Here is a 25,665-nt window from a genome sequence, read left to right as displayed (position 1 = left end):
AACCCAATACACTATTACACTGAAATTCCTCCCGAAGTTTCGGGACCAAATTCCAATAAAGAAATTCCAAATTCCAATATAAAAAATTCCAAATTCCAACTAAAGTTACGAGACTAACGTCTAATGTCTAAAGACTAACGACTAGTCACCCCCTACCCACTGCGACTGATAATCACGGCATCCAACCTAAAACCCTACACCTGAAACTAGATTTACCTTCGCTTAACGCGCAATCAACACGCGTAATTGCGTAATAATTTGCCCGTTTTTGTTTTGTAAGGCTGTGAGGTAACTCCCAATTGGCATGGCACTCACATCCTCAGTAAATTGGGTTTCCCCGTGAGGCAATGGCACTTGACGTAAAATGCGGCCCGTTAAATCGCACCAAACCAAGGCAGTCGCTTCAGGAAAAGCAGCATAATCCAACGTGATAATATCACTAGCCGGATTGGGATACCCTTTCAAGACCGCACTGGCTGCTGTAACCTCGGGCGAGCTTAACAAACAAATCCCCGGAACTTGTACGGGTACCGTACTGCTGTTATCCGATGTGCCGTTTCCAAATTGTCCATAGGTATTATCCCCCCATACCCACAGCGTGCCGTCGGTTTTGGATGCAATCGCAAAATTTGGACTCTTGCATTTGACCTTGTCCCAATTACTATCCGTACCGATTTGCACTGGCAAGGGCTGGTCTATTAAATTCCCTATCCCTAATTGACCGAAATCATTTCGACCCCAAGCCCATAAGGTACCGTCGGTTTTAATTCCGTAAGAGCTAAACAATCCCGTAGCAATTTCCCGCCACGTATCCGTTCCCACTCGACGAGGGGTGTTGCGAAACAACGTTAAAGACAACCCATCTCCCGCCTGTCCATAACCGCCTTCTCCCCATGACCATAAAGAACCGTCGGTTTTCAACGCGAGTATGTGCGCACCAAAGGAACTGATTTTCTGCCACTGATTGTCCGAACCCAATTGAATCGGCAAGGGAACTACACCCGTACTCGACCCCTGCATGAGTAGTCCAGAAAAATTAGCTCCCCAACCCCATAAGGTGCCGTCACTGCGCAAAGCAATGCCCGTTCCCGTTGCACTACTTACCACATCTACATAATTGGACGCCGTAGTGATTTGTACCAAACTCAGTTGACTGAGCGGTGTAGTACTGCCCTGTCCCATTTGGTAGGAATCGTTAACACCAGCGCCCCACAAAGTACCATTACCTCTAATAAAATAACTGAATCCCCTATAATTAGACACACCAACCCATGAGCCTGTACCGATTTGAGTAAAATTAGAAATTCCATCAACACTTGAATTTACACCCAATGCACCATTAGTATTCTGTCCCACACCCCACAATGAACCGTTAGCACGTATAACAAAAGTGTTAAAACCACCGTTGGTGTTGGCCACAATATCATTAAAACTACCTATTTGAATTGGCTCATACTCGATTATCGGATCATTTGGACTCGCAAAATTGTAATAACTATTGTAACCCCAACCCCATAAGGTGCCATCGCTTTTCAGAACAGTTACACAAAATTCCTGAGGGTTAAAATCTGTGTAACATTGCGCTTGCCCCATGCGTGGGAGCAGCAAACAAAGGAGAAGAAAGGAATTGCGAAAAATATGCATGGCGTTCGAGTCTATCAATTGTTTAAAATATCTGTTTCAGTTCCGCTTAACGCGCAATCAACACGCGTAACTGCGTAATAATTTGCCCGTTTTTGTTTTGTAAGGCTGTGAGGTAACTCCCTACTGGAAAGGCACTCACATCCTCAGTAAATTGGGTTTCTCCATGGGGCAATGGCACTTGACGTAAAATGCGGCCCGTTAAATCGTACCAAACCAAGGCTGTCGCTTCAGGAAAAGCAGCATAATCCAACGTGATAATATCACTTGCCGGATTGGGATACCCTTTCAAGACCGCACTGGCTGCTGTAACCTCGGGCGAGCTTAACAAACAAATCCCCGGAACTTGTACGGGTACCGTACTGCTGTTATCCGATGTGCCGTTTCCAAATTGTCCATACGTATTATCGCCCCATACCCACAGCGTACCGTCGGTTTTGGATGCAATCGCAAAATTCTGACTCTTGCATTTGACCTTGTCCCAATTACTATCCGTTCCAATTTGCACCGGCAAGGGCTGGTCTATTAAATTCCCTATCCCCAATTGACCGAAATCATTGGCCCCCCAAGCCCATAAGGTACCGTCAGTTTTGATTCCGTAAGAGCTAAACAATCCCGTAGCAATTTCCCGCCACGTATCCGTTCCCACTCGACGGGGGATGTTGCGAAACAACGTTGGCGACAACCCATCTCCCGCCTGTCCATAACCGCCTTCTCCCCATGACCATAAAGAACCGTCGGTTTTCAACGCGAGTATGTGCGCACCAAAGGAACTGATTTTCTGCCACTGATTTTCCGTACCCAATTGAATCGGCAAAGGAACAACACCTGTACTCGACCCCTGCATCATTAACCCTGCCGAATTAGAGCCCCAACCCCACAAGGTACCGTCGCTGCGCAAGGCAATTCCTGCACCTGATGCACAACTTACCACCTCAATATAATTAGATGCGGAAGTGATTTGTACCAAACTCAGTTGACTGAGCGGTGTAGTACTGCCCTGTCCCATTTGGTAGGAATTATTAACGCCTGCACCCCAAAGTGTGCCATCATTTTTAATAAAAAAAGAAAAACCTCTACGATTACTAACTTTACTCCAAGATCCAGAACCAATCTGAGTAAAATTGGAAATAGCATCAACACTTGAATTCACACCTAAAGCACCATTGGTATTCTGACCTACCCCCCATAAAGTACCGTTCGAACGAAAAACAAAAGTGTTGTTGCCCCCATTAATATTGCCAATGATGTCTGTAAAAGTTCCCAATTGTATAGGTGTCAACTCAATGTTTTGCTCTAGATCACTCGCTAAATTGTAGTAATTGTTGAATCCCCAACCCCACAACGTGCCATCACTTTTCAAAACCGTGACATAAAATTCTCCAGGGTTAAAATCTGTGTAACATTGCGCTCGCCCTATGCGTGGGAGCAGCAAACAAAGGAGAAGAAAAAAAGCGAAGTTTCGATTCATGGCGTAAATATGTATTAAAAAGATTGATTGTATATTATACTCTGCAATTTAAAAAAGTATACTACAACAACCATCAGGAATTTTCCTAAAATTTCAAAGTATTTTTCCTATTTGAGAAGAAAGAGAAAAGAAGCAAGAGCAAAGAGGGTGCGTTTTACAAACAAAGCACTACTTCTACTCAATATCAGTTTCAAAATTCTTTGTGAAACATTGTGTCAACTTTGTGAGAAATTGTGTTCCAAAATTTTTATAACATTAAGATATTAAGTTAATCAACCGAACCGCATAAATTAAGAATATTAAGTCGGCCAAAGGCCGCGGTTCTTTGCAATCGTAAACTTTGCGAAAATTTTGCCTCTTTGCGGTGAAAAAACCTTGTGAAACTCTGTGCCCAACTTTGTGAAACATTGTGCTCCAAAATTTTAAAACATTAAGGTATTAAGTTAATCAACCGAACCGCTTAAATTAAGAATATTAAGTCGGCCAAAGGCCGCAATCTTTATGCCTTAAACCTTAGTGGCTTTGTGACTTCGTGGCAAATAGAAGAAAGAGAAAAGAAGCAAGAGGAAAGAGGGCGCGTGCGATTATCACGGCACGCATTACACTCCTAAACCCAATACACTATTACACTGAAATCCCAATAAACAAATTCCAATAAAGAAATCCCAAATTCCAACTGAAGTTACGAGACTAACGTCTAATGTCTAAAGACTAACGACTAGTTACTAGTCACTAATTACTAGTCACTAGTCACTTTCCAGTTGCGTTAAATCGACCTTGTGCAAAATCTGCATAAAAGCGTCTCTGGAGATTTCGAAGGCGCCGAGTTTTTCGAGGTGTTCGTTGTGGACTTGGCAGTCCAATAAATGGTAGTTTTTTTCTTTGAGGTCTTGGATTAAGGTGATGAAGGCCACTTTACTCGCGTTGGGTACGGTGGAGAACATGCTCTCGCCGCAAAATACGTGACCGAGGTCGACGCCATAGAGTCCGCCCACGAGTTGGCCCTCTTGCCATACTTCATAGGAAACCACGAGTCCGAGGTCGTACAACTTCGTGTAGGCTTTAATAATGTCTTGTGAAATCCAAGTACCCGTTTGTCCGCGGCGTGGCGTTTTCTGGCAGTGGCGAATTACTTGGTCAAAAGCCGTATTGCGGGTTACGGTAAATTGCTTGCGGTTGAGGATGTTCCGCATACTTTTGGATACTTTATAGGTTTGGGGATGTACGACCATTCGTTTGGGCGGTGCCCACCACAAAATGGGTTCTTCGGGATCGTACCACGGAAAAATTCCTTGAGAATAGGCCAATACCAAGCGCTTCACTGACAAATCCCCACCCACAGCCAAGAGTCCGTCGACCGTCGCCTCGGATACTGGGGGGAAATAGAGGAATTTGTTGAGGAAATACATGGGATTAACGAATTTAGATTTTAGAGTTTAGAATTTAGAGTTTAAATTTTGGTGTTTAATCGCGTCTATACTAATCACTAGTCACTAGTCACTACCCAAAACAAATTCCAAACCCTACAGCCTAAACAATAGAATTTGGAATTGGTTTGATTTAGCCTTGATTTCAACCGGTTCCAACTTGAAACCTGAAACCTGAAACTTTAAACAAAGTTTAGAACGGTAAATCGTCGTGTTCTTCTTCGTTGAAGTTGGTAGCGGGTTCGAACGCTGGAGCTGCGGGCATCGGTGGCATTTGTTGTGCCATCGGTTGGCCGCCTTGTGCAGGTGCTTCGGCAGCTACACGCTCAATGCGCCATCCTTGAATCGAATTGAAATACTTGGTTTCTCCTTGTGGGCTTACCCACTCTCTTCCGCGTAAATTAATGGAAACTTTCACGGGTTCCCCAACTTGATAACTGTCCAACAAATCACATTTGTCTTGGGTGAATTCCACCATAATGTGTTGTGGATACTGTTCTTCGGTAGTTACTACCAATTCTCTTTTTCTGAAAGTGGGGCTCACCTGCTGTACGGCATTAATCACTTTTACTCTTCCTGAAACTTCCATAATCGTATTGAATTAAATAAAAAAATATTAACCTACTCGTTCGGCCAGCAAGGTTTTCCAAGCGGAAAGCACCTCTCCGGCGTCTAAGAATGCTTTGGCTTTTTCGTGTACTTTTTGTTCGTCGGCCGAACTCAACGCAGCTTTCACCTGCACATTCGCATTCACAAATATAGCAATTTCTGCTGCCGTTGGCAAGGCTTCTACATTTCCTAATTTCCCCAAATCATTGCCGTTAAAAACACCGCTTTCACGAATAAAAGCAGGGATGGCATCCACACCAATTCCCAAGGTCGCTAGCGGTTTTTCGACTTCGAAGAGTCCGGCCTTGGCTCTAGAATACCAGTTGCCACCTAAGCGCGACACCAAATCGATTTTCTCGGGATCGATGGTTCCTTTTTCGTCCAAAACGGCTTCGTTGATGTGGATTTTAACGACTTCACAAATGATGAGATTGCCCGCTCCGCCTTCAGTACCGAGCGCGATAATGTCGTTGACTTTGCACTCAAATTGCACCGGACTCTCTTGTACACGATAGGGTTTTACCAGATGCGAAGGCACTGGGGTGAGTCCGGACTTGACGAACTCATTTACGCCTTCGGCATATTCTGTACTGGACAAGGACATTTGTTGCACGATGTCGTAATTGACGACATTGATGACCACTTCGCGGGTGTCTTGGCAGTTGATGAGGGTATGTTTAATGGAATTATCGCGCACCCGTCGGGCAGGAGAAAACACCAAAATGGGTGGATTGGCACTAAAAATATTAAAGAAACTAAACGGCGATAAATTGGGCTTCCCGTTTTTATCTACCGTACTGGCAAACGCGATGGGACGGGGCGCAATGGCCGATTGTAAGTACCCTTGCAATTGCATGGGGGAAAGCGACTTTGGGTCGATCGTTAACATGATTCGTGGTTTTGGACAAAGATAGCCAATTTTAGTACAAACGCGAACGGTGCAGGGGTTTGCAGCCCGGATTGCAGCGGCATCCCCGAAACGCAGTGGAGGGATACAGCGGAAAGCCGGAATAGCTGCCCAAAAAAACAAAAAAATATGTATTTTTAGGCAAATTATTTCTGCATGCAATTTACCGACCGCCGTGCTGTTACCCGTTGGATTATCATTGCCACTTCATTTTTGATTGTGGTGTTGATTCTATGGAACACCTATTCGTTTTTCCAGATTTTTAAGGAAGAAGAACGGGTGAAGATGAATCAGTGGGCGTTGGCGCAGAAGAAAATGGCGGCTGCCGACTTGGATGCGGATATCGAGTTGCCGTTTGAAATTATCCAGAATGCGCATATCCCGATTATGGTGACGCAGCAAGGAAAAATTGTGAACCACATTAACATTGACCCGTCGATTGAGAAGGATTCGCTGCAAATGCGGGCGTTATTGGAGAATTTAAAATCGCAGAACGACCCGATAAAGATGGAGTACCTCCCGGGTAAGATTCAATATTTGTACTACGGCGACTCGGACTTGCTGAACAAACTCAAGTATTATCCGGTGGCGTTGTTACTGATTATCTTTTTGTTTGCAACAGTGGTGTACAACTTCTACCGCAGTACGAAGATGGCTACCCAAAACAAATTATGGGCGGGAATGGCGAAGGAAACGGCGCACCAAATTGGAACGCCCTTGTCGTCGCTGATCGGTTGGCTGGAATTTTTGAAAGCCGACAGTTCGGTAGACGAATCGACTTTGGAAGAAATAGAAAAAGACATTGTGCGGTTACAAACGATTACGGACCGTTTTTCGAAAATTGGTTCGGAGCCCATTTTAGAATCCCGAGATATCATTGAAGAAACGCGCGCATCGTTTGATTATTTAAAATCCCGTTTTTCCAATCAGGTGGAATTTACCTTTACAGCACCGAGCGAAGCGGTTTGGGTAAAAATGAATCCGGCGCTCCACAGTTGGACCATCGAAAACCTCATGAAAAACGCCATCGACGCAATGCGCGGCAAAGGGAAATTGGATTTGGTACTTGAAAACGACGGAACTAACCTCAAAATCAACGTGACGGATAACGGCAAGGGGATTCCGAAGAACCAGTTTAAGAAAGTTTTCGAACCCGGTTTTACCACCAAAAAACGCGGTTGGGGCTTGGGTTTATCGCTCACAAAGCGCATTGTGGAGGAATACCACAAAGGCCGCATTCGGGTGTTGCACTCGGAGGTAGGCAAAGGCACGACGATACAGATTGTATATGGGGTGGCTTCCTAGCCCCTGAATATTGTTTCAAGTTTCAGGTTTAAAGTTTAAAGTTGGGTGCCGTTATCAAAGGAACACAAGGTTAGACGATGTTGGCACAAAGTAATTTAGTGTGGAAGGGGTTTAAGAGTGTAGCAGTAGCTGGGGTTGAACGCTCATTTTCAAATCTTCAAATTATCTCATTTTCAAATTGGAGTTTAAAAGTGGAAAGGGTTTAATAGTGTAGCAATGACTGCGATTAAATGGACATTTTCAAATTTCCAAATCATCTTATTTTTCAAATGGAAGTGGAAAAGTGGAAAGGGTGTAGGAGTGTAATAGTAGCTGCGATTTAACAATCATTTTCAAATTTTCAAATTACCTCATTTTCAAATTGACAAATTCCCTCATTAAAAAAACCACCGTTTCCGATGGTTTCTTTTTTATACTTTTTCTGCGATAGTCTGAGCAAGTGCTGTAAATTCTTCGGGGGTGAGACTCGTTTTGCGTTGGAAGCGCATATCGTCCATCTCTTGGAGCGGAATCAAGTGCACGTGCACGTGCGGAACTTCGAGTCCGACCACCGCCACGCCGATGCGTTTGCATTCCACGGTTTGTTCCAAGGCTTTGGCCACTTTACGCGAGAATTGCATTAATCCCAAGTAGTGCTCTTCATCCATATCAAACAACTTGTTGATTTCCTGTTTGGGAATACACAAGGTATGTCCTTTGGCATTGGGATTTACATCCAAAAACGCCAAGTAGCGGTCGTCTTCGGCTACTTTATAACAGGGGATTTCGCCATTTACGATTTTGGTGAAGATACTGCTCATGATTAGTCGCGGGAGATTTCTAAGATTTCAAATTTCAAAGTCCCGTTGGGCACAGTGATTTCAGCTACTTCGCCAACTGATTTACCCAGTAATCCTTTTCCGATCGGAGACGTTACCGAAATTTTCCCGGTTTTTAAATCGGCTTCACTTTCCGCTACCAAGGTATATTTCATTTCCATACCGTTGGCTTGGTTTTTAATTTTCACATTGGAAAGCACCAATACTTTGGACACGTCCAATTGCGATTCATCAATCAAACGGGCATTGGCATACAATTCTTCCATTTTGGCGATGCGCATTTCCAACAAACCTTGGGCTTCTTTGGCAGCATCGTATTCGGCATTTTCGGATAAATCGCCTTTATCGCGCGCTTCGGCAATAGCTTGCGACGCTTTAGGACGTTCAACCGATTTTAATTGCTCTAGTTCGTCTTTCAACTTTTTTAAACCTTCCGCGGTATAATAAGATACCTTACTCATAATTCCTTTCGTTTTTTAGTCATCTTTGGGGTTAATTACAACAAAAAAGCGTGTCTTCGCGTTGTATATAAAATAGAAAAAATCCCATCGCGACGGGATTTCTACCTCCAAAGATATATTTTTTTGGTTAATTAATTCCTACTTTTGTTGTGTTGAGGAGCACAAATGTAATCAAATTCGTTGAGCAAAAATTCAACTTTTTAAAAAAATTAGCATGAAAAAAGCAGTAATTCTTTCACTTTTAACGGTTCTAACCTGGGGTTGCAGTAAAGATGGTTTTAGCAATCAAAACCCGTACTTGCCCAATTACGGCTTTTCCATGGAAGTGAATACGAATCTTCCTTCCTACAATTCCTTGTTGTTTACCGGAAACAGTGTACGCGTGTATCCTGTAAACGGCCCAACCAATGGCGTGATTGTGTTCAATACAGGTTCGACCTACAACGCCTTTGACGGTTCGTGTCCGAACCAAAACATTACCAGTTGTTCGAAACTTACCTTATCTAGTTCCAATGCCCATTGCGAATGTGAAGGTGAAAACTACAACCTATTCAACGGACAAACCACTGGCAAACCCTACGGCTTAAAGCAATACCGGGTACAAGTCAATGGAAACGTCATTACAGTATATAACTAAAAAAGCCGGAGTGAATCCGGCTTTTTCATTAGAATTTTAAGGTGAGTCCGGCCAAGAAATTACGCCCCGCTTGCGGGTAATAATACGGATAGATATCATACATGTAGCCGTTGGAGATGTATTGTTTGTTCAACACATTGTTTACCAAACCATTTACCGTGATGGATTGGAATACTTTTTTGGGTGTCCACGTCACGGATACATTGAAATCATTCACCACATAATCGGGTAAACGCGCTTCTGGGGTTTCCAAATTGTTCAGGTATTGTTCGCCCACAAACTTCGTCAACCAAGTAAGCGTTACTGCTTTTACGGGTTGGAACACGATTAAATTCCCAGCAATTAAATTCGGTGAATAGGCAATGGCCGTATTTCCTTTGGCGACACCGTTGTTTGTCAAATCCACGTTTTTATTCGTACTTACCGTCACATTCGGTTTCCAATACCATTTACTGGAAAGTGCCACCGTTGCGTCTACTTCTAGTCCAAGGCGGTAACTTTTCTCGCTATTGGAACGAATGGGATTCCCCACATCATCCAAGGCGCCCGTTAAAATCAACTGGTCTTTGTACAACATATAATACACGTTGGCGTTCCATTGTACTTTCGAACTTTCATAGCGCCATCCCAATTCGAAGTCGTTTAATTTTTCAGGTTTTACCGTTCCGCCTTCGTAATCGGTACGGTTGGGTTCGCGGTTGGCACGGGCATACGAAAAATAGAAACTATTCTTTGCATCCATGTTGAAGTTTACCCCAGCTTTGGGGTTGAAAAAGTTAAACGTATCGTCAATGAGATTGGCTTGAACGCCGTTCGCTTTGTAATTCACACGACGGTATTGGACATCACCATAGATACTCCATTTGGAATTGAAGTCGTAAGTGGCTTTCGCAAAAACATTCCCGTCGGTTTTAATGCCGTAGTCATTGTAGTACTCATCCCCTAACTCTGAAGTAGAAGCGTATCGCGCCCAAATGACTTTGCCAAAATGCAAGCCTTCGTATTTGTTCCAACCTCCGCCCAAAATGACGTTCCAGTTGGTTTTTTTATAATTGGCCGAAAAGGTCGTTCCATAAAAATCATTGTCCAACCATTTTTGACGAATCAAGTCGGTAGTGGTTTGACCCGCAACAGGTGTTAAGCCGTAATCCACGAAATCGACATCTTCTTTATAATTTTCGTAATACCCTTTCCCTTTGGTGTAATGCACGGCAAGGTTGGTACTCCATGCATTCGACCATTTTTCATTCCAATGCAATTGTGCATGATCTTGCTGGTAATTATCCGTTTCGTTGTCGTAATAGCGGGTATTCCCAAATTCGTCGGTGTACATTCCGGCCGAATTGAATGTGCGGTCACTGGCTAGCGTAAAGGCGTCAATTCCGTTCCAGGATTGGTAGGTTTTTTCGTTTCCACCAAAAACGAGCGCTTTAATCAAAGTTGTTTTGCCCACATACGTTCCTTGCAAGAAATACGATTTTAAATCGGCACTCGCACGGTCAATATAGCCATCCGAATTTAATTTCGAGAGACGACCCGCGATTTCGAAATGATCGTTCATTAAACCCGTACTGAACTTAACCGTATGCTTGTGTGAATTAAAACTCCCGAAAGAATTGGAGATTTCCCCCGAACCTTTGGGTGAAAAAGAATCCGTCAACATGTTCAAACTGGCACCAAACGCTCCAGCACCGTTGGTCGACGTTCCGACTCCGCGTTGCAATTGCAAACTTTGTACGGACGAGGCAAAATCGGGCATGTTCACCCAAAACGTTCCGTGACTTTCCGAGTCGTTGTAAGGAATACCGTTGATGGTAATGTTGACGCGGGTCGCATCGGTACCGCGTACGCGAATGCCCGTGTAGCCAAAACCGTTTCCGGCATCAGAAGTCGTCACTACCGACGGCATGTAGTTCATTAAAATTGGAATGTCTTGCCCGAGATTGCGAGTGGCAATGTCTTTTTGGGTCAAATTACTAAAGGATACCGGCGTTTTTTTGTTCACGCGAACGGCTTGGACTAAGACTTCGTCCAATTGGGTGGTTTGGGTCGAATCTTTGGGTTTTTGTTGCGCCCAAAGCGACACTGGAAGGCAGATTGCAAGTGCAATACCTTGGATGGATTTTTTGAATACGTTTTCCATTCGTAAAAAAGATTACGAATAATTGGGGTACATTATTCTTGGTTAAAAAAGATTGTACTGGCCCGACAAAGGGGAAGGCGCGCTTCTTCGCCTTTGTCTTTTTCCTTGGCAGCATTACCTGCCCAGGTTCAATGGGTATGATCTCAGCTCGTTATTTTGAGCACCCCGATGAGACGGTGCAAAGGTAACTTAAAATAAAGTGGAATTGCAAAACCTTTTTTCTAAAAATTCGGTTTGCGTCGGTTTTGTTTGATCTCCGATTTGGATTTTTTGTTGGCCAAACGTTCCATTTTCACACTAAAAGGAATGGCCGTCGCTTTGCGTGGCTTGGCTATTTCGAGGGCTTGAGCCACCAATCGGAACAATTTCTTTTCGGCGTTGGTGCGGTTTTTCAACTGACTGCGATCGGCTTCAGAGGAAATTTGGAGTACACCCTCGTTAGAAATGCGGGAAGCTAATTTGTCCAGAATGCGTTCCCGTTCCTCTGCAGTAATCGCTTGTGAGGCATTGACATCCCAAGACAAGACGGCTTTGGAGGCCACTTTGTTGACGTTTTGCCCACCGGCACCGCTGCTTCGTACGGCTTTGAATTGGAGTTCGCTCCGTAAAATATCCGCGTTCATCTTAGGGCTGGTGCGCAGGTTTTAATAAGTCGTTGACTGTTTTCACGGGATTGAATGTCACCAATGGCACTTCGACAAATACGGTTAACCATTTGGCCATGGCGCCATTCCAAAGTCCGGGTAATTCAAAGGCTTTCAACGGACGACCGTCTTTGTTTTTCTCGACGATAAATCCGGTATTGGGATCGACAAATTGGGTGAGATCAAAATTACGCCCTTGGTAATCACGGATGCCACACACCAAATCCACAGGATTAAAATGGGTCGCTTGTTCCATAATATAGCGTTGTTCTTTCTCGATTTGTGACGATTCGATAATTTGCAAAAACACACGCCCTTTGTGATCGCGCACCCAAAATGGGCCGCCACCGGGTTCGCCTTCATTTTTCACCATCCCGCATACGCGAATGGGTCGGTTAAGTGCTTCAAACAAATACTCGATTTTGCTTTCACGGGTATATTTTGGAAATTCTTCGGTGATTTCCATGTGGAGTTTGTTATTGACAAAATAGGCGATTTCACTGAGCAATTCGTTGGTCAATTCCCCACTTGCTAAAACTTTCAAATACCGAAAAACCGTTTCTTGCAATTGCAATAGAATTCCGGCCAAGGCTTTTTTATACAAGGCCACTTCGCGGGTATGATTCTGGGTCACGTTATCGATGTTTTTTACAAACACGATATCGGCATTCAGACGGTTTAGGTTTTGAATCAAGGCTCCATGTCCGCCGGGTCGAAATACAATTTGGTCGTGTTTATCCCGAAACGGTTTTCCTTCCAAATCCACAGCAATGACATCGGTTGATTTGTCTTGGTAGGAATATTTCACCTGAATGGACAAATCGTTGTCGGCTTCAACCTTGGGTTTGACTTGTGATACAATTTGTTCAAAACGATCTTGATGTTCTTCCGAAACGGTAAAATGCAAATTGGATACCCCTCGAGAATGTGCATAGTGGGCACATTCATTCAAGTGTTCTTCAATAGCTGTGGCTGTATGGGCTGGGTATTGATGAAAAGGCAAAACGCCTTTGGGTTGGTTGGCAAAGTTAAATCCTTGAGACGACAATACCGTTTTGACAAAACAATAACTGCGCTCATCGGCTTCCATGGTATCGTAGGTCGGAAACAATTGGCGGGCTTTCTCAACGGCTGCTTGGTAAAAGGGAAATTTGTCTTTGGCTACCAAAAACAAGGATAAATCTTTGTTTTGGGAATGATTAATATAGGAATTCAGCGTATCCTGACCCGGCTTGAAATCATTTAAAAATTCACTCAAGAATTTAAACATGCGACTCGCTGCTCCTGAGGCGGGAACAAACTTTTTAAGGCAGAGTTTTTCCTTTTTTTCATCAAAAAGGGCGGCATAGTAAAGCGCTTCTTCTTCGGTGAGCGACTGAATGCCATCGTCAATCGTTGCGGCTCGTTCAAGGTGAATTTTAGGCAATCCGTTTTTAAGTATGGAAAATTGATAGCGCAAGGTATCCCAATTCATTTGACGGTGATAGATTTCGATAAAATCAAATGAAGTAAATCCTAGCTGCAGGGCCTTTTCCAAATCCAACACGATTTTTTGGGCCTGTCCCAATCGGGAGGACGCGCTGCCGCTTAATTTGATGTATGGTTTTTTGTAATGAATTAGATTCTCTTCAAAAACACGAAGCGTTTCTTCCCGGTTTTCAGGTCGATCCCGCAAATCATCGGGTTCCCATGGCACATCGACATCGGTGAGGAAAATCAAATCGTATTTGTGTTTTTTGGCTGCTTTTTCAATATCGTGGTGGACCGAACCGTAGTAGATATCGCCAAAAACTTTGGTGACCAACACATTGGTATCGCAAAACAGAAAGCGGTTGGCTTGTTCTAAACGTTGGTTTTCCAATTGTGTTTGCCCCACAGCAATGGGGAGTAAATCTTCGGGTTGGCAGATTTCACCCGACTCGTTCCATTTATCTTGGAGATAATCACGGGCAAATTCGGGTGTCCAAACCGTGTCAAAGGCTTCGGCTAATTGCGCGGCAATAGTCGATTTGCCCGTTGATTCAGGACCGTAAAAAGCAATGCGTAAAACCGTTCTCCCGTCAATTACGGACGGGTGTTGTTTAAGATTTTCTTCCATTCGATATAGGCTAAAACGGCTAAGACCGTAAACACTAAATATTGCAGTGAGAGCATGCCGAGTCCGCGGTAAGCAAACAAAGGTACGGCAATGCAATCGCCAATGATCCAAAGGGTCCAGTTTTCAATCTTTTTTAATGCCATATACCACATGGCGGTGAAAAATAACCCTGAGGTAAAAATATCAATATAATTGGGAATTTCAAGGGTATAGTCAAAAAATTGGTACACCCCATACGTCACCAAAAGCGTCAAAACAAACATTCCCAACCCGACAATTTTCTCTTGGGTAGAGGTTCGCGTGATGGCGAGAGCACCTTCATCTGCCCCTTTTGTCCAGCGGTACCAGCCGTAAACACTCATGATGGAATAATAGATATTCATGGTCATGTCCCCAAAATACTGGGCTTGGTACAACAAATACACCGTGATGAGGGTAGAAATGAGTCCGGTAGGATACACCCAAATATTCTCTTTTTTGGCGAAAAACACGCTTAGGATTCCGGTGACAAAGGCCAAAAACTCCAAAGCAATTTGGAGCGACGAGGCATTTTCATAGGATTTTAAAAAGAAATCAAACATGCTTTTGGGTTGGAGCGTAAATGTACGGATTCTCTACAGAAAACGAGGTTATGCTTTTGTAAAATGCCTTTCAGGATTTATGACAATTTAAAAAAATCAGGGTTTTCTTCAAAAGCGGTTCCAATCACCACCATAGTAGCGCCTGCTTGGTGGGCTGCCTGAATTTGCGCCAACGAACGAATACCACCGCCTACAATTAACGGTATTGCTAAAGTTTGGGCTACCGTGGCAATCATTTCGAGTGGCACGGCGTGTTGCGCTCCACTCCCCGCTTCCAGATAAATCAGTTTTTTTCCTAAGAGTTGGCCCGCGAGTGCAGTCATTGCTGCTTGATGAGAATTGTTACGCGCCAAAGGTTGCGTGCCACTTACGCGTTGCACAGCGGTTTCGGTACCGCTTTCAATTAGGAGGTAGCCGGTGGGCAGAATTTCTAAGTTGGAATGATGCAGCAGTGGCGCAGCTTTTACCTGTTGTTCAATTAAGTATTCGGGGTTGCGACCGGAGAGTAACGACAGGAATAAAATTCCGTCGGCGGCTTCGGTGATTTGGGCATAATCGCCGGGAAACAAGAGTACGGGCAAACCCGAAGCTTTTTGGAGTTGGACAACCAATTCTTCCAAATGCGGTCCTTGAAACGTACTGCCACCTACGAGTAGATGTGTCACGGGAGTTCCTTTTAACTGCGCGCACAACGCAACCGCTTGATCGGGATGGGTTTTCTCGGGATCAATGAGTACCGCCAACAACGGTTGTTGGTTTTGGTAGGCCGTTAAAATGGTGTCGTATACCTTCATTAGGATTCAAAAGCGCACACAAAGATATAGTCTTCGCGCTGAATAAAATGCACGGGGAACAATTCGGTGCATTGGTTAAAGTCTAATCGAGCGGTCGTTTTCCCATCGGCGAAGCTAAACGGATGTTCGCTAATGTGGTTGGGATAACTGATGCCTTTTTCGTTTTTGATTTTGAACACCGCTTCTTTGATGCTCCAAATGATGGTCGCTTTCTGAAGTTGCTCCGAGAGTGTGAGTCCGGCCAAATGCGTTTCAATATCCATAAAACGGGGCGCAATGTGCAACACTTTGGGTCGCATAGCTTCGGCATCGAGGCCGAGGTTTTCATTGCTAATAGCGACTGCTGCAAAATCATGCGAATGTGAAATGGAAATATGTTGTCCGTTGGAAAGTAGTGGCTTACCATTGGGATCGTATTGTACATCTGCATCGGTAAAACCCAAATGCACGAGCAATTGCCGCACGGCGAGAAACCCTTTTTGGTGGGTGACTGCTTTGAGTTTGTCCAACTTTTGGCGGGAGCGCTCTTGGAGTGTGAGTCCTTCGGCCAATTGTTCAAGTGACTCCTCAATTTTCCAGAGGTGTAATTGGGTTTGTGGACGGATGTTTATGGTTTCGTAAAATGGCATTTGTGCAGATTCTCCTAGCCCCGATAGTAGTGGAAATCCTTTTTGGGGTGGTGGTAACGGCGTGAATTCGATGCCTTTGACGTCTTCACCCCAAAAAGATTGCAACGGATAGCGGGAAATAGCTCCTTATTATTTTTCTGATTCTTAGCGGGTTAAATCGGATTAACGATTCATAAAATTACATTAAAGTTTTTTATTTCGAAACTTAGTTTGTAATTTTGCACCCTCAAATATAAACACAAATATACACAATACATGAGTACGAATACTGTGCCTTTCGTGGCGTACAAAGTAAAAGACATTTCCCTAGCTGAATGGGGACGTAAAGAAATTGAATTGGCTGAAGCAGAAATGCCTGGATTAATGGCATTGCGTGCGGAATACGGTGCATCGCAACCTTTAAAAGGAGCGCGCATCGCAGGATGTTTGCACATGACGATTCAAACAGCGGTTTTGATTGAAACCTTGAAAGCGTTGGGAGCTGAAGTAACTTGGTCTTCGTGTAACATTTTCTCTACGCAAGATCACGCTGCGGCTGCGATTGCTGCTGCGGGTATTCCCGTATATGCTTGGAAAGGTATGAACGAGGAAGAATTCGACTGGTGTATTGAGCAAACGTTGTTCTTTGGTGAAGATCGTCAACCGTTAAACATGATTTTGGACGATGGTGGGGATTTAACCAATATGGTATTCGACCGTTACCCCGAATTAATTGGTGGTGTCAAAGGTTTGTCAGAAGAGACCACTACAGGGGTTCACCGTTTGTATGAGCGCATGAAAAACGGCACGTTACACATGCCAGCGATCAACGTAAACGACTCGGTTACAAAATCAAAATTTGATAACAAATACGGTTGTAAAGAATCGGCTGTAGATGCAGTTCGTCGTGCAACTGACGTGATGTTGGCTGGAAAACGCGTGGTAGTTTGTGGCTACGGTGACGTAGGTAAAGGTACAGCAGCTTCGTTCCGTGGAGCAGGTTCGATTGTTACCGTAACTGAAATCGACCCCATCTGTGCGTTACAAGCCGCTATGGACGGATATGAAGTGAAAAAATTGGATACGGTAATCGCTACAGCGGATATCGTCATCACGACTACAGGAAACAAAGATATCGTAGTAGGTCGTCACTTCGAGAACATGAAAGACAAAACGATTGTATGTAACATCGGACACTTTGATAACGAAATCGACATGGCTTGGTTGAACGCGAACTATGGCGAAACCAAAATCGAAATCAAACCTCAAGTGGACAAATACAACGTAAACGGTAAAGACATTATCATCTTGGCTGAAGGTCGTTTAGTGAACTTAGGTTGTGCTACAGGTCACCCTAGCTTTGTAATGAGTAATTCGTTTACCAACCAAACGTTGGCACAAATCGAATTGTGGAACAACAGTGCGAACTACAAAAACGAAGTGTACATGTTACCGAAACATTTGGATGAAAAAGTAGCGGCATTACACTTAGCGAAATTAGGTGTGGAGTTGGAAGTTTTAAATCCAAGTCAGGCCGAGTACATCGGAGTTCAAGTAGAAGGGCCATATAAGCCTGAGTACTATAGATACTAAAAAATTTAGAATTTAGAGTTTAGAATTTAGATTGAATCTTCGCAAAACTCATAATTCATAATTCATAATTTATTAAAGTCGTTTCTTCGTTGAGACGACTTTTTTTATGGCGTTCCCCCCGATGAAGAGTAAAGCTACAATACGCGTTGGGTTGTCGGGGGTCAGGCTTTCCGCTGTATCTCCCGAAGGATCGGGAGGATGCCGCTTCAATCCTTAACGCGGGGAGGCAAGAAGAAAGAGACAAGAAGCAAGAGAAAAGAGAAAGCCAGTGCAAAAACACTGGCTTTTCTATTATAAGGTCTCTTTCAACCATTTGTAAAATTCATTTTGCCAAACGATGGCGTTTTGCGGCTTCAGCACCCAGTGGTTTTCATCGGGGAAATACAAAAACCGACTCTTAATACCTTTCAATTGAGCCGCTTGGAAAGCTTCTTGTCCTTGTCCAATCGGCACGCGGTAATCTTTGCCTCCTTGAATAATCAAAATCGGCGTATTCCAGTTGTTCACGAAGTTAATCGGGTTAAACTGACTGAACGTTTTCTGTGCTGCAGCATTGTCTTTCTCCCAATAGGGTCCGCCGTGGTCCCAATTATTAAAGAAAACTTCTTCAGTGGTACCGTACATACTTTCTAAGTTAAACACCCCACAATGAGAAATAAAGGTTTTGAAACGGTTGTTGTGAATTCCGGCCAAATAAAACACCGAATATCCACCATAACTCGCTCCTACCGCTCCCAAACGGGCTTTGTCGACATAGGCTTCTTTGGAAACATCATCAATCGCCGACAAATAATCTTGCATCACTTGACCGCCCCAATCTTTGGAGATTTGTTCGTTCCAAGCCACACCATGACCGTGCATTCCACGTCGGTTGGGCGCCACCACGATATACCCTTGCGAAGCCATCAACGAGAAATTCCAACGGAACGAATACGACTGCGTCAACGGCGACTGGGGTCCGCCCTGGCAATACAACAGCGCGGGGTATTTTTTGGTCGCATCAAAATTGGGCGGTAAAATCACCCATACCAACATTTTCTTATTATCGGTAGTGGTCACATAACGACGTTCGAATTTGGGTAAGTTCAAACTCGCATAGGCGGCATCATTCACGTGTGTCACTTGATTCCACGCTTTTGATTTTAGATCATACGTATACACCTCAGCGGCGTGATTCATGTCGGTGCGCGACACGACGACTTTGGTTCCTGAAAACCCAATGATATCGGCCACATCATAGTCGCCGTTGGTCACTTGTTTCACGGTTACCGCAATTTTGGTTAGCCCCGGATAGTTGACTTCAAAGAGTTGTTTTGTACCGTCGATAGCGGCCACAAAATAGATTTTTTTACCATCGGGAGCCCACATGAAATTATCGACACTTCCGTCCCAAGCGGCGGTTAAATTCACTTTTACTTGATCGTTGATGCGAACGATGATATCATTTTTGTCGGCTTCGTAGCCGTCGCGTTGCATTTGCAAATAGGCCAAAACTCCTTGTGCTGAAAACGCGGGATTGGTGTCGTAACCTAAATTCCCTTCGGTGAGGTTACGGGTGGTTTTGGTTTCGATATTGTACTCGTACAAATCGGTATTGGTCGAAATCGCATAGGCCGTTCCTGCTTTCTTTTTACACACATAAATAATGGTGTTGTTGGGTGACCAAATGTAGTCTTCTTCCCCACCGTGTGGTTTTTGGGGTGCGTCAAAAGGTTCGCCCGCCATAATATCAAACGGTGTGGCCTTAGGGTCGTTTGCATCGGCAAAAAACACATGATTGTGGGTACCGTCGTTCCAGGTATCCCAGTGGCGGTAATCCAATCCGTTGTAGACTTGCGCCGTAGACTTTTCCAATTCGGGATAAAAATCTTTACCTAAAACCTTTTCAACTTTCGTTTCTTGAGAAGACAACAAATACTTCCCATTGGGCGATAGATTACGGTTGGCCACCAGTGCTTCTGCATTTTGAACCTCCGTAGCGGCACCGCCAGCAACAGGTACCGTGAAATATTTCGATGACGATTTATTTTCGGCCACAGAAGGCGTTGAAACTTTATATACAATTGTTTGTCCATCTTTGGTCAAACCCAAAACGGAAACGCGCCCCAGTGTCCAGAGCATTTCTGGAGTAAGGGTTTGCGCACTTGCTGCAACACTCATAAGACTTAGGATTACAATGCCAATTTTTTTATTCATAATTCGTAACGTTTAGTTTGTGGGAATAGTGATTCCGCCTTAAAAGTAATAAAAAAACCACTCCGAAGAGTGGTCTTTTTTGAATTGAAAAAACGATACTTATTGTTTGATGAAGCGTTTTGTAGCGCTACCATTGGTATTGCTCACTTCGATTAAGTACGTTCCAGGTGCTAGATTTACAACTTGTAACCCTTCACCAGAAGTAGTTCCGCGTTGCACTTCTTGACCCATCATGTTTAGAATTCTATACGATGTCTCCGTCGAAATATCCGAAAGATTCAATACGTCTATTACTGGATTTGGATAAACATTCGTTGTAAGTGTATTCATTTCTTCCCCTCTTGCCGTTGAAGTAATGTTTACGGTATAATCTTCTACTTGTCCAAAAGAGAACACTTCACAAGCTGTAGGAATTGCATTGTATTTCATGGATACACGCATACGAGTCGTACCTAAACTTGCAGAAGCTGGTATTGTAAACGATCCTGTTACAGGTGTTGTCGTTGAAGCTGCTCTTGAATAAACACGTTCACCAGTATCTAAAAAATCACCATCTCTATTTAAATCAATAAATACAGCATATCCTTCTTTATATTTGGTTGCTGTCCATGAAGGGGTAATGGTAATTGTATTGGCTACGCCACGAACAAGATTAGTAGAAAGAGCTGTAAAGTCCTCATAACCTGCTGCTCCAGTTGAAGTATTGTTAATAGTACCCAATTGTACTCTTCCAATTTTTTCATCAGCTGTGCTATTCCCTTGAGAAGTACAATAGGTAACAGTAGCAACAAGAGTGGTCACAGAAACGACATTACTATCCACAGAAACATTTCCTGAAGCATCTTTAGCACGAACCGTAAACGTATACGTTGTTGAAGCTGTTAAGCCTGAAACCGCATAAGTAGTAGCCGTTGTTGAACCTAACAACGTAGTGCCACGGTAAACGTCATAACCGGTTACTGCTACGTTATCTGTAGCCCCTGTCCACGATAAATTTGTACTATTAGAAGTAGTTCCTGAAGCCGTTAATGTGGGCGCAGTTGGCGCAGTGGTATCCGGAGCCGTGGTAGTTACTGAAACGGCATTACTAGCTGCTGACACATTTCCTGCTGCATCTTTTGCACTTACAGAGAACGAATACGTTGTTGCTGCTGTTAAACCTGTTACAGTATACGTTGTAGACGTTGTAGAACCTAACAATGTAGCCCCTTGATAAACATCATATCCGGTTACTGCCACGTTATCTGTTGCACCTGACCAAGTCAATACAGTTGATGTTGCTGTAGTTCCTGAAGCTGCCAGTGTTGGAGCCGTTGGCGCTGTAGTATCTGGTGTTCCAGAAGTAATGGTAAAGTTAGCATTTGACACATCAAAGAAAATGTGGTTAGAACCTTTTACCATGATACGACAGGTAGTACTTGGCGTATTGGGTAAAGTTACTGCTTGCGTTCCGTCATTAGGAGTCGCTGCTAAAATGGTTGTCCAAGTTGTTCCTGCATCGGTAGACAATAAGATATCTACATTGGCACAGTTTACTCCATTCGCGGTTGTTCCCGCTACATTCCATGTTACGGTTTGAGAAGTTCCTCCTACATAAGAAACGGCTGTGTTTGGCGCAGTTACTGCAAAAGGACCTGCAGTAGCATTTACGGTAACAATCATATCATCACTGTTATTGGTTCCTCCACCTACGCGGTTATCGCGAACGGTCAAACGGAAATTCATGGTACGTGCTACAGAAGGTAATGCTTCTACAGTTATTTCTGTACCCGCAGTAGTTGTAGCACCTGCTAAAACCGATTGCATTCTTGGGAAATAACGCACAGGAGAGGTTGATGAATTGTATGAACGGAAAGTTGGTCCGCTAGTACGAGTAGCACTAGCTGCTGAACTCGCTCCAGTTGCAGTTGAAGCTGCGTTATCAAACTGTTCCCAGTTGTAGGTAATCACATCACCATTCGCATCAGAAGCGGTACCTGTTAACATGAATGGTGTACTTTTTGGAACAGTATAATCCAAACCAGCATTGACCACAGGCACTGCATTTCCAGTAGCTGTATTAACCGAACAGGTTTTCGCTTTGATGTTGTTGGTTACTTGTTGCACGCTGATCGCATGGAAATAGGCATCTGAGTGAGGCTGCACATCCTGACTTGTAATTCCGGCATACCCCATGATGGTTGATCCTGAACCCGGTTCCATATTGGCACCTGTTCCTTCGTTACTCATCGAGAAGGTATGATTTGCTCCAAATTGGTGACCCAATTCGTGTGCTACGTAGTCGATATCAAAGTTATCTCCCGAGGGAATTCCATCAGCTGGAGATGTGTACCCACTTCCTTTGTTTTTATCAGTGGTGCTTGCTGTGTCATCCACGCAAATACAACCAATACATCCCGCATTTCCACCGCCTCCAGTTGCACCAAATAAATGCCCTACATCATAGTTAGCATTTCCAATAACAGACGTTAAGGTATTTTGTAATTCCGTGTTCCACACTCCTCCAGCACCCGTAGTTGCTGCTGAATAGGGATCGGTTGAAGCAGACGTATAAATGACCAAATCATTATTAGCAATGATAACCATACGTGCATTAAAATCTTTTTCAAAAACACCATTTACGCGAGTCATGGTATTGTTCATCGCTGCTAAAGCCAACGCTTTGGTTCCCCCGAAATAGGTAGTATATTCCCCTGTACAAGAAAGCGCCAAACGGTAGGTGCGTAATACCGCATCATCAGCATTAGGACGTGCCGCAAGAGCATTTGCCTGATTAACCATTACAGGCTCATCATCGACCAAACAACGAAATGTCCCTGTAGCTTGATGGTCGGTTTTCTTATAAATGGTATATGTTGTTAAATCTTGTGTCAACGGCTCAATGAACTCTGCTGTGCGATCGGCGCCCAAAACCATTGACTTGAATCCTAAAGGCGACATACTGAAATAGGCGGTCAACGTAGGATTGTCGATTCCGTATCCAACATAGGATTTGATTTCAGGAAATTGTGCAGCGAGTGCAGGATCCATATTCGAACTCTCATACACACTGAAACGATCCATATCGCCTTTGCTGTTGGGAATCTCAACAATCACATTGCTTGATCTTCCTGTAAAACTACGTACTGGAGCTGCCTGCAACGCCGTTTTCAAATCATTCACATTCAACTGCATTAGGGTTTTTTCAGGCAACTGCATCCGACTGTCCAATAAAGTAACATTGCCGCGAGAAGCAGGTGTCCATACCGATCCCTTTTGCTGTGCCGATACCAATCCGGAGATGGCAAATAAGGCCACTGAAAGTAATCTGTACTTCATATAAAATTGCTTTTTTAGGTTATTCAAAAACGAAAGTATTAAGATTTCATTAAGAATTAGGCGGTAAAACCCAAAAGATATTAACAAATCGATGAATTGCAGTGCTTTTATAGTTGTTTATGTCAAATTATTTCTAAATATTTTAGGAAGTATTCATAATTTGATAAAAATAATTACTTTTAATTCTAGTAAAATTTTGAACATGCAACTTAGCTTTTGGGAGATTAAAAATTGGTTTTCAAACGTGGATTTCACCATTGTCGGGAGCGGTATTGTGGGAATTCATTGTGCCTTAACGCTTCGCGAACATTTTCCTCAGGCTAAAATCCTGATTTTAGAACGCGGTGTTTTACCCCAAGGCGCGAGCACCAAAAATGCTGGATTTGCCTGTTTTGGGAGTATCTCGGAAATCATTGACGATTTAAAATCACATTCCGAAGAAGAAGTGATGCAATTGGTGCAAAAACGTTGGGCTGGACTCCAACTGTTGCGGAAGAACGTAGGCGATTCCCATCTGGATTTCAAACCTTATGGCGGCTATGAATTGTTTTTAAAAGAAGAAGAAAACCTGTATCATGAATGTTTGCAAAAACTTCCTTTTGTCAACGAACTCTTAAAACCCTTATTTAAAACCGAAGTTTTTGCTCGTGAAATGGATCGTTTTGACTTTAAAGGCATTCACGACTATTTAATTTTCAATCCTTTTGAAGCGCAAATTGATACGGGAAATATGATGCAGTTTCTTTTACAAAAAGCCGCTGCCGCAGGCATCCTCATCTTGAATCAAATGGAAGTCAAAAATCATGTTGATACAGGAACACGGGTTGAAATCGAACTTGACCATTTTTCTTTTATCACCCAAAAATTAATTTTTACCACCAATGGTTTTGCTGGCCCATTAACCCGTAACGAAGTGAAACCAGCGCGAGCCCAAGTTTTGATTACCGAACCCATTCCCGACCTTGATATTCGCGGTACATTTCACTTGGATCGCGGTTATTATTATTTCCGTAATTTTGAAAACCGTATTTTATTGGGCGGCGGACGAAATTTGGATTTTGAAGGCGAAACTACCACCGAGTTTGAAATCACTGAAAAAATCCAGCATCGTTTGGACTACCTTTTAAAAGAGGTTATTTTGCCCGGGAAAACAGTTGAAATCGCTCACCGTTGGTGTGGCATCATGGGCATTGGAAATAGTAAAAGTCCAATAATCGAACAGCTTTCCAACAACACCTATTGCGGCGTACGCATGGGCGGAATGGGCGTTGCGATTGGAAGTTTGGTCGGAAAAGAACTCGCAGAAATTATTACATAAATGAAAAAATTCTGGAAAATACTACGGAAAATCATGCTCTGGTTTTTCGGTTTATCAATCGCCTCCGTGATCCTATTTCGTTGGGTACCGGTTCCGTTTACGCCTTTAATGGTCACTCGCGCTATCGAAAATAAACTCGATGGCAAAGAAATGATTTGCAACCACGATTGGGTACCTATTGACAGTATCTCGGTGAATTTACAAAAAGCAGTGATTGCTAGTGAAGACGGCACATTTACCAAACACTGGGGATTTGATTTTGGTGCGATGCAAAAAGCATTCAAAAACAACAACAAAGGCCGACGCATCAAAGGCGGTAGTACCATTTCGCAACAAACAGCCAAAAACGTTTTCTTATGGCAAGGCCGTAGTTATGTTCGTAAAGCCTTTGAAGCCTATTTTACAGTGCTCATCGAACTCTTTTGGAGTAAAGAACGCATCATGGAAGTCTACCTCAACAGTATCGAAATGGGTGATGGTGTCTACGGTGCCGAGGCAGCTTCAAAGTATTGGTACGGTCATGATGTGAAAAGTCTGACCAAAGATGAAGCGGCCGGAATAGCAGCCATCTTACCCAATCCGAGAAAATACAAACCGATCAATTCCTCGGCGTACATTCAAAAACGAAAAGCAAAAATTAAACGCATTATGCGCTATGTCGGGCGACCCGATTATCTGGATTAAAAAAAGCGTTGGGAGTTCCAACGCTTTTCTTTTTTATAAAAACAACGACCGGTACTGCGACCAGTGTTTGTAGATCAAAATTCCATTTAAGGCGGCAATGACTATAGCGACTACCATTCCCGATGCATCCAAAAACAGGTGAAATAACAGAATGTTTAACGAAATTGGAGCCAATAATATTAAGGCAAAGGCCACCCATTTTTTGAGTAACAACAACGCTCCAATTACCACTTCTAAAATCCCCACCACTTTTAACACATAACCGGTTGAAGCCAACGAAGTCATAAACGCCGCAGCATCAGGAGGCAATTGAGGTAACGGAATAAAAGGGGACGGCATCAATTTATTTAAGCCAAATACAACTAAAATCAGTCCGAGCAGGATTCTGACAATTCGTGTAAACATTGAATTC

General features: G+C 43.5%; 21 protein-coding genes and 1 riboswitch. Of the genes, 5 read left to right on the top strand and 16 right to left on the bottom strand.

Annotated features, from left to right (window positions below):
- Positions 1–222 precede the first annotated feature (222 nt).
- The 5 genes from OLM45_RS04405 to OLM45_RS04385 form a co-directional block, all read right to left on the bottom strand.
- Positions 223–1,644 (bottom strand): T9SS type A sorting domain-containing protein, encoded by a 1,422-nt coding sequence (locus OLM45_RS04405; RefSeq protein WP_264512289.1) that lies wholly within the window; start codon positions 1,642–1,644, stop codon positions 223–225.
- A 46-nt stretch (positions 1,645–1,690) separates the two neighbouring features.
- Complete coding sequence (locus OLM45_RS04400; RefSeq protein ID WP_264512287.1) at positions 1,691–3,112, bottom strand: T9SS type A sorting domain-containing protein; 1,422 nt, start codon at positions 3,110–3,112, stop codon at positions 1,691–1,693.
- Positions 3,113–3,858: 746 nt separating this feature from the next.
- Positions 3,859–4,521, bottom strand: coding sequence for a leucyl/phenylalanyl-tRNA--protein transferase (gene aat, locus OLM45_RS04395; protein ID WP_264512285.1), 663 nt, complete (start codon positions 4,519–4,521; stop codon positions 3,859–3,861).
- Positions 4,522–4,732: 211 nt separating this feature from the next.
- On the bottom strand, positions 4,733–5,128 hold the full coding sequence (locus OLM45_RS04390; protein WP_129460057.1) for a DUF3127 domain-containing protein: 396 nt from the start codon (positions 5,126–5,128) through the stop codon (positions 4,733–4,735).
- Between the two features lie 27 nt (positions 5,129–5,155).
- Positions 5,156–6,037, bottom strand: coding sequence for a flavin reductase family protein (locus OLM45_RS04385; RefSeq protein WP_264512283.1), 882 nt, complete (start codon positions 6,035–6,037; stop codon positions 5,156–5,158).
- 174 nt (positions 6,038–6,211) lie between these two features.
- Between OLM45_RS04385 and OLM45_RS04380 the strand changes: the two genes are divergently transcribed.
- On the top strand, positions 6,212–7,360 hold the full coding sequence (locus OLM45_RS04380; RefSeq protein ID WP_264512282.1) for a sensor histidine kinase: 1,149 nt from the start codon (positions 6,212–6,214) through the stop codon (positions 7,358–7,360).
- A gap of 410 nt (positions 7,361–7,770) precedes the next feature.
- Here the strand turns inward: OLM45_RS04380 and OLM45_RS04375 are convergent, their stop codons facing one another.
- Complete coding sequence (locus tag OLM45_RS04375) at positions 7,771–8,160, bottom strand: HIT family protein (RefSeq protein ID WP_264512280.1); 390 nt, start codon at positions 8,158–8,160, stop codon at positions 7,771–7,773.
- A 2-nt stretch (positions 8,161–8,162) separates the two neighbouring features.
- Entirely contained in the window at positions 8,163–8,639 is a 477-nt protein-coding gene (gene greA / locus OLM45_RS04370) for a transcription elongation factor GreA (RefSeq protein WP_129460062.1), read from the bottom strand.
- Between the two features lie 214 nt (positions 8,640–8,853).
- On the opposite strand from greA, the gene OLM45_RS04365 reads away from it, so the two are divergent.
- Positions 8,854–9,276, top strand: coding sequence for a hypothetical protein (locus tag OLM45_RS04365; RefSeq protein ID WP_264512278.1), 423 nt, complete (start codon positions 8,854–8,856; stop codon positions 9,274–9,276).
- Positions 9,277–9,304: 28 nt separating this feature from the next.
- Here the strand turns inward: OLM45_RS04365 and OLM45_RS04360 are convergent, their stop codons facing one another.
- From OLM45_RS04360 to OLM45_RS04335, 6 genes are all read right to left on the bottom strand, one after another.
- Positions 9,305–11,419: a TonB-dependent receptor gene (locus OLM45_RS04360; RefSeq protein WP_264512277.1), complete on the bottom strand. Its 2,115-nt coding sequence runs from the start codon at positions 11,417–11,419 to the stop codon at positions 9,305–9,307.
- 83 nt (positions 11,420–11,502) lie between these two features.
- A riboswitch (TPP riboswitch) is annotated at positions 11,503–11,597 on the bottom strand.
- A 43-nt stretch (positions 11,598–11,640) separates the two neighbouring features.
- Complete coding sequence (gene arfB / locus OLM45_RS04355; RefSeq protein WP_264512275.1) at positions 11,641–12,042, bottom strand: alternative ribosome rescue aminoacyl-tRNA hydrolase ArfB; 402 nt, start codon at positions 12,040–12,042, stop codon at positions 11,641–11,643.
- 1 nt (position 12,043) lies between these two features.
- Complete coding sequence (locus tag OLM45_RS04350; protein WP_264512273.1) at positions 12,044–14,161, bottom strand: DUF4301 family protein; 2,118 nt, start codon at positions 14,159–14,161, stop codon at positions 12,044–12,046.
- Positions 14,128–14,742, bottom strand: a complete 615-nt coding sequence (gene pnuC, locus OLM45_RS04345; protein WP_264512271.1) for a nicotinamide riboside transporter PnuC — start codon at positions 14,740–14,742, stop codon at positions 14,128–14,130. The genes OLM45_RS04350 and pnuC overlap by 34 nt, the downstream gene beginning before the upstream one ends.
- Positions 14,743–14,819: 77 nt before the next feature.
- Positions 14,820–15,536 (bottom strand): geranylgeranylglyceryl/heptaprenylglyceryl phosphate synthase, encoded by a 717-nt coding sequence (locus OLM45_RS04340; RefSeq protein WP_264512269.1) that lies wholly within the window; start codon positions 15,534–15,536, stop codon positions 14,820–14,822.
- Positions 15,536–16,270 (bottom strand): 4'-phosphopantetheinyl transferase family protein, encoded by a 735-nt coding sequence (locus OLM45_RS04335; RefSeq protein WP_264512267.1) that lies wholly within the window; start codon positions 16,268–16,270, stop codon positions 15,536–15,538. The genes OLM45_RS04340 and OLM45_RS04335 overlap by 1 nt, the downstream gene beginning before the upstream one ends.
- Before the next feature lie 150 nt (positions 16,271–16,420).
- On the opposite strand from OLM45_RS04335, the gene ahcY reads away from it, so the two are divergent.
- Entirely contained in the window at positions 16,421–17,737 is a 1,317-nt protein-coding gene (gene ahcY / locus OLM45_RS04330) for an adenosylhomocysteinase (protein WP_264512266.1), read from the top strand.
- A 291-nt stretch (positions 17,738–18,028) separates the two neighbouring features.
- On the opposite strand, the gene OLM45_RS04325 is transcribed toward ahcY, so the two are convergent.
- The gene (locus OLM45_RS04325) at positions 18,029–19,933 is read right to left on the bottom strand and encodes an alpha/beta hydrolase family protein (RefSeq protein ID WP_264512264.1); all 1,905 of its coding nucleotides are present in this window, start codon (positions 19,931–19,933) and stop codon (positions 18,029–18,031) included.
- Between the two features lie 99 nt (positions 19,934–20,032).
- Positions 20,033–23,251 carry a reprolysin-like metallopeptidase gene (locus OLM45_RS04320; RefSeq protein WP_264512262.1) on the bottom strand — a complete coding sequence of 1,073 codons (3,219 nt, stop codon included), beginning with the start codon at positions 23,249–23,251 and terminating at the stop codon, positions 20,033–20,035.
- A gap of 202 nt (positions 23,252–23,453) precedes the next feature.
- Here OLM45_RS04320 and OLM45_RS04315 point away from each other — a divergent pair, with 202 nt between their 5' ends.
- Both OLM45_RS04315 and mtgA read left to right on the top strand, forming a co-directional pair.
- The gene (locus OLM45_RS04315) at positions 23,454–24,569 is read left to right on the top strand and encodes an NAD(P)/FAD-dependent oxidoreductase (RefSeq protein WP_264512260.1); all 1,116 of its coding nucleotides are present in this window, start codon (positions 23,454–23,456) and stop codon (positions 24,567–24,569) included.
- Positions 24,570–25,253 (top strand): monofunctional biosynthetic peptidoglycan transglycosylase, encoded by a 684-nt coding sequence (gene mtgA, locus OLM45_RS04310; RefSeq protein WP_264512258.1) that lies wholly within the window; start codon positions 24,570–24,572, stop codon positions 25,251–25,253.
- A gap of 33 nt (positions 25,254–25,286) precedes the next feature.
- Here mtgA and OLM45_RS04305 read toward each other — a convergent pair whose 3' ends face one another.
- Positions 25,287–25,658, bottom strand: coding sequence for a DoxX protein (locus OLM45_RS04305; RefSeq protein WP_264512257.1), 372 nt, complete (start codon positions 25,656–25,658; stop codon positions 25,287–25,289).
- Between the last annotated feature and the right edge of the window lie 7 nt (positions 25,659–25,665).

This window comes from Flavobacterium sp. N1719, from assembly GCF_025947045.1.
Lineage (GTDB): Bacteria > Bacteroidota > Bacteroidia > Flavobacteriales > Flavobacteriaceae > Flavobacterium > Flavobacterium stagni.
This window is presented reverse-complemented; position numbering and strand designations above follow the sequence as displayed.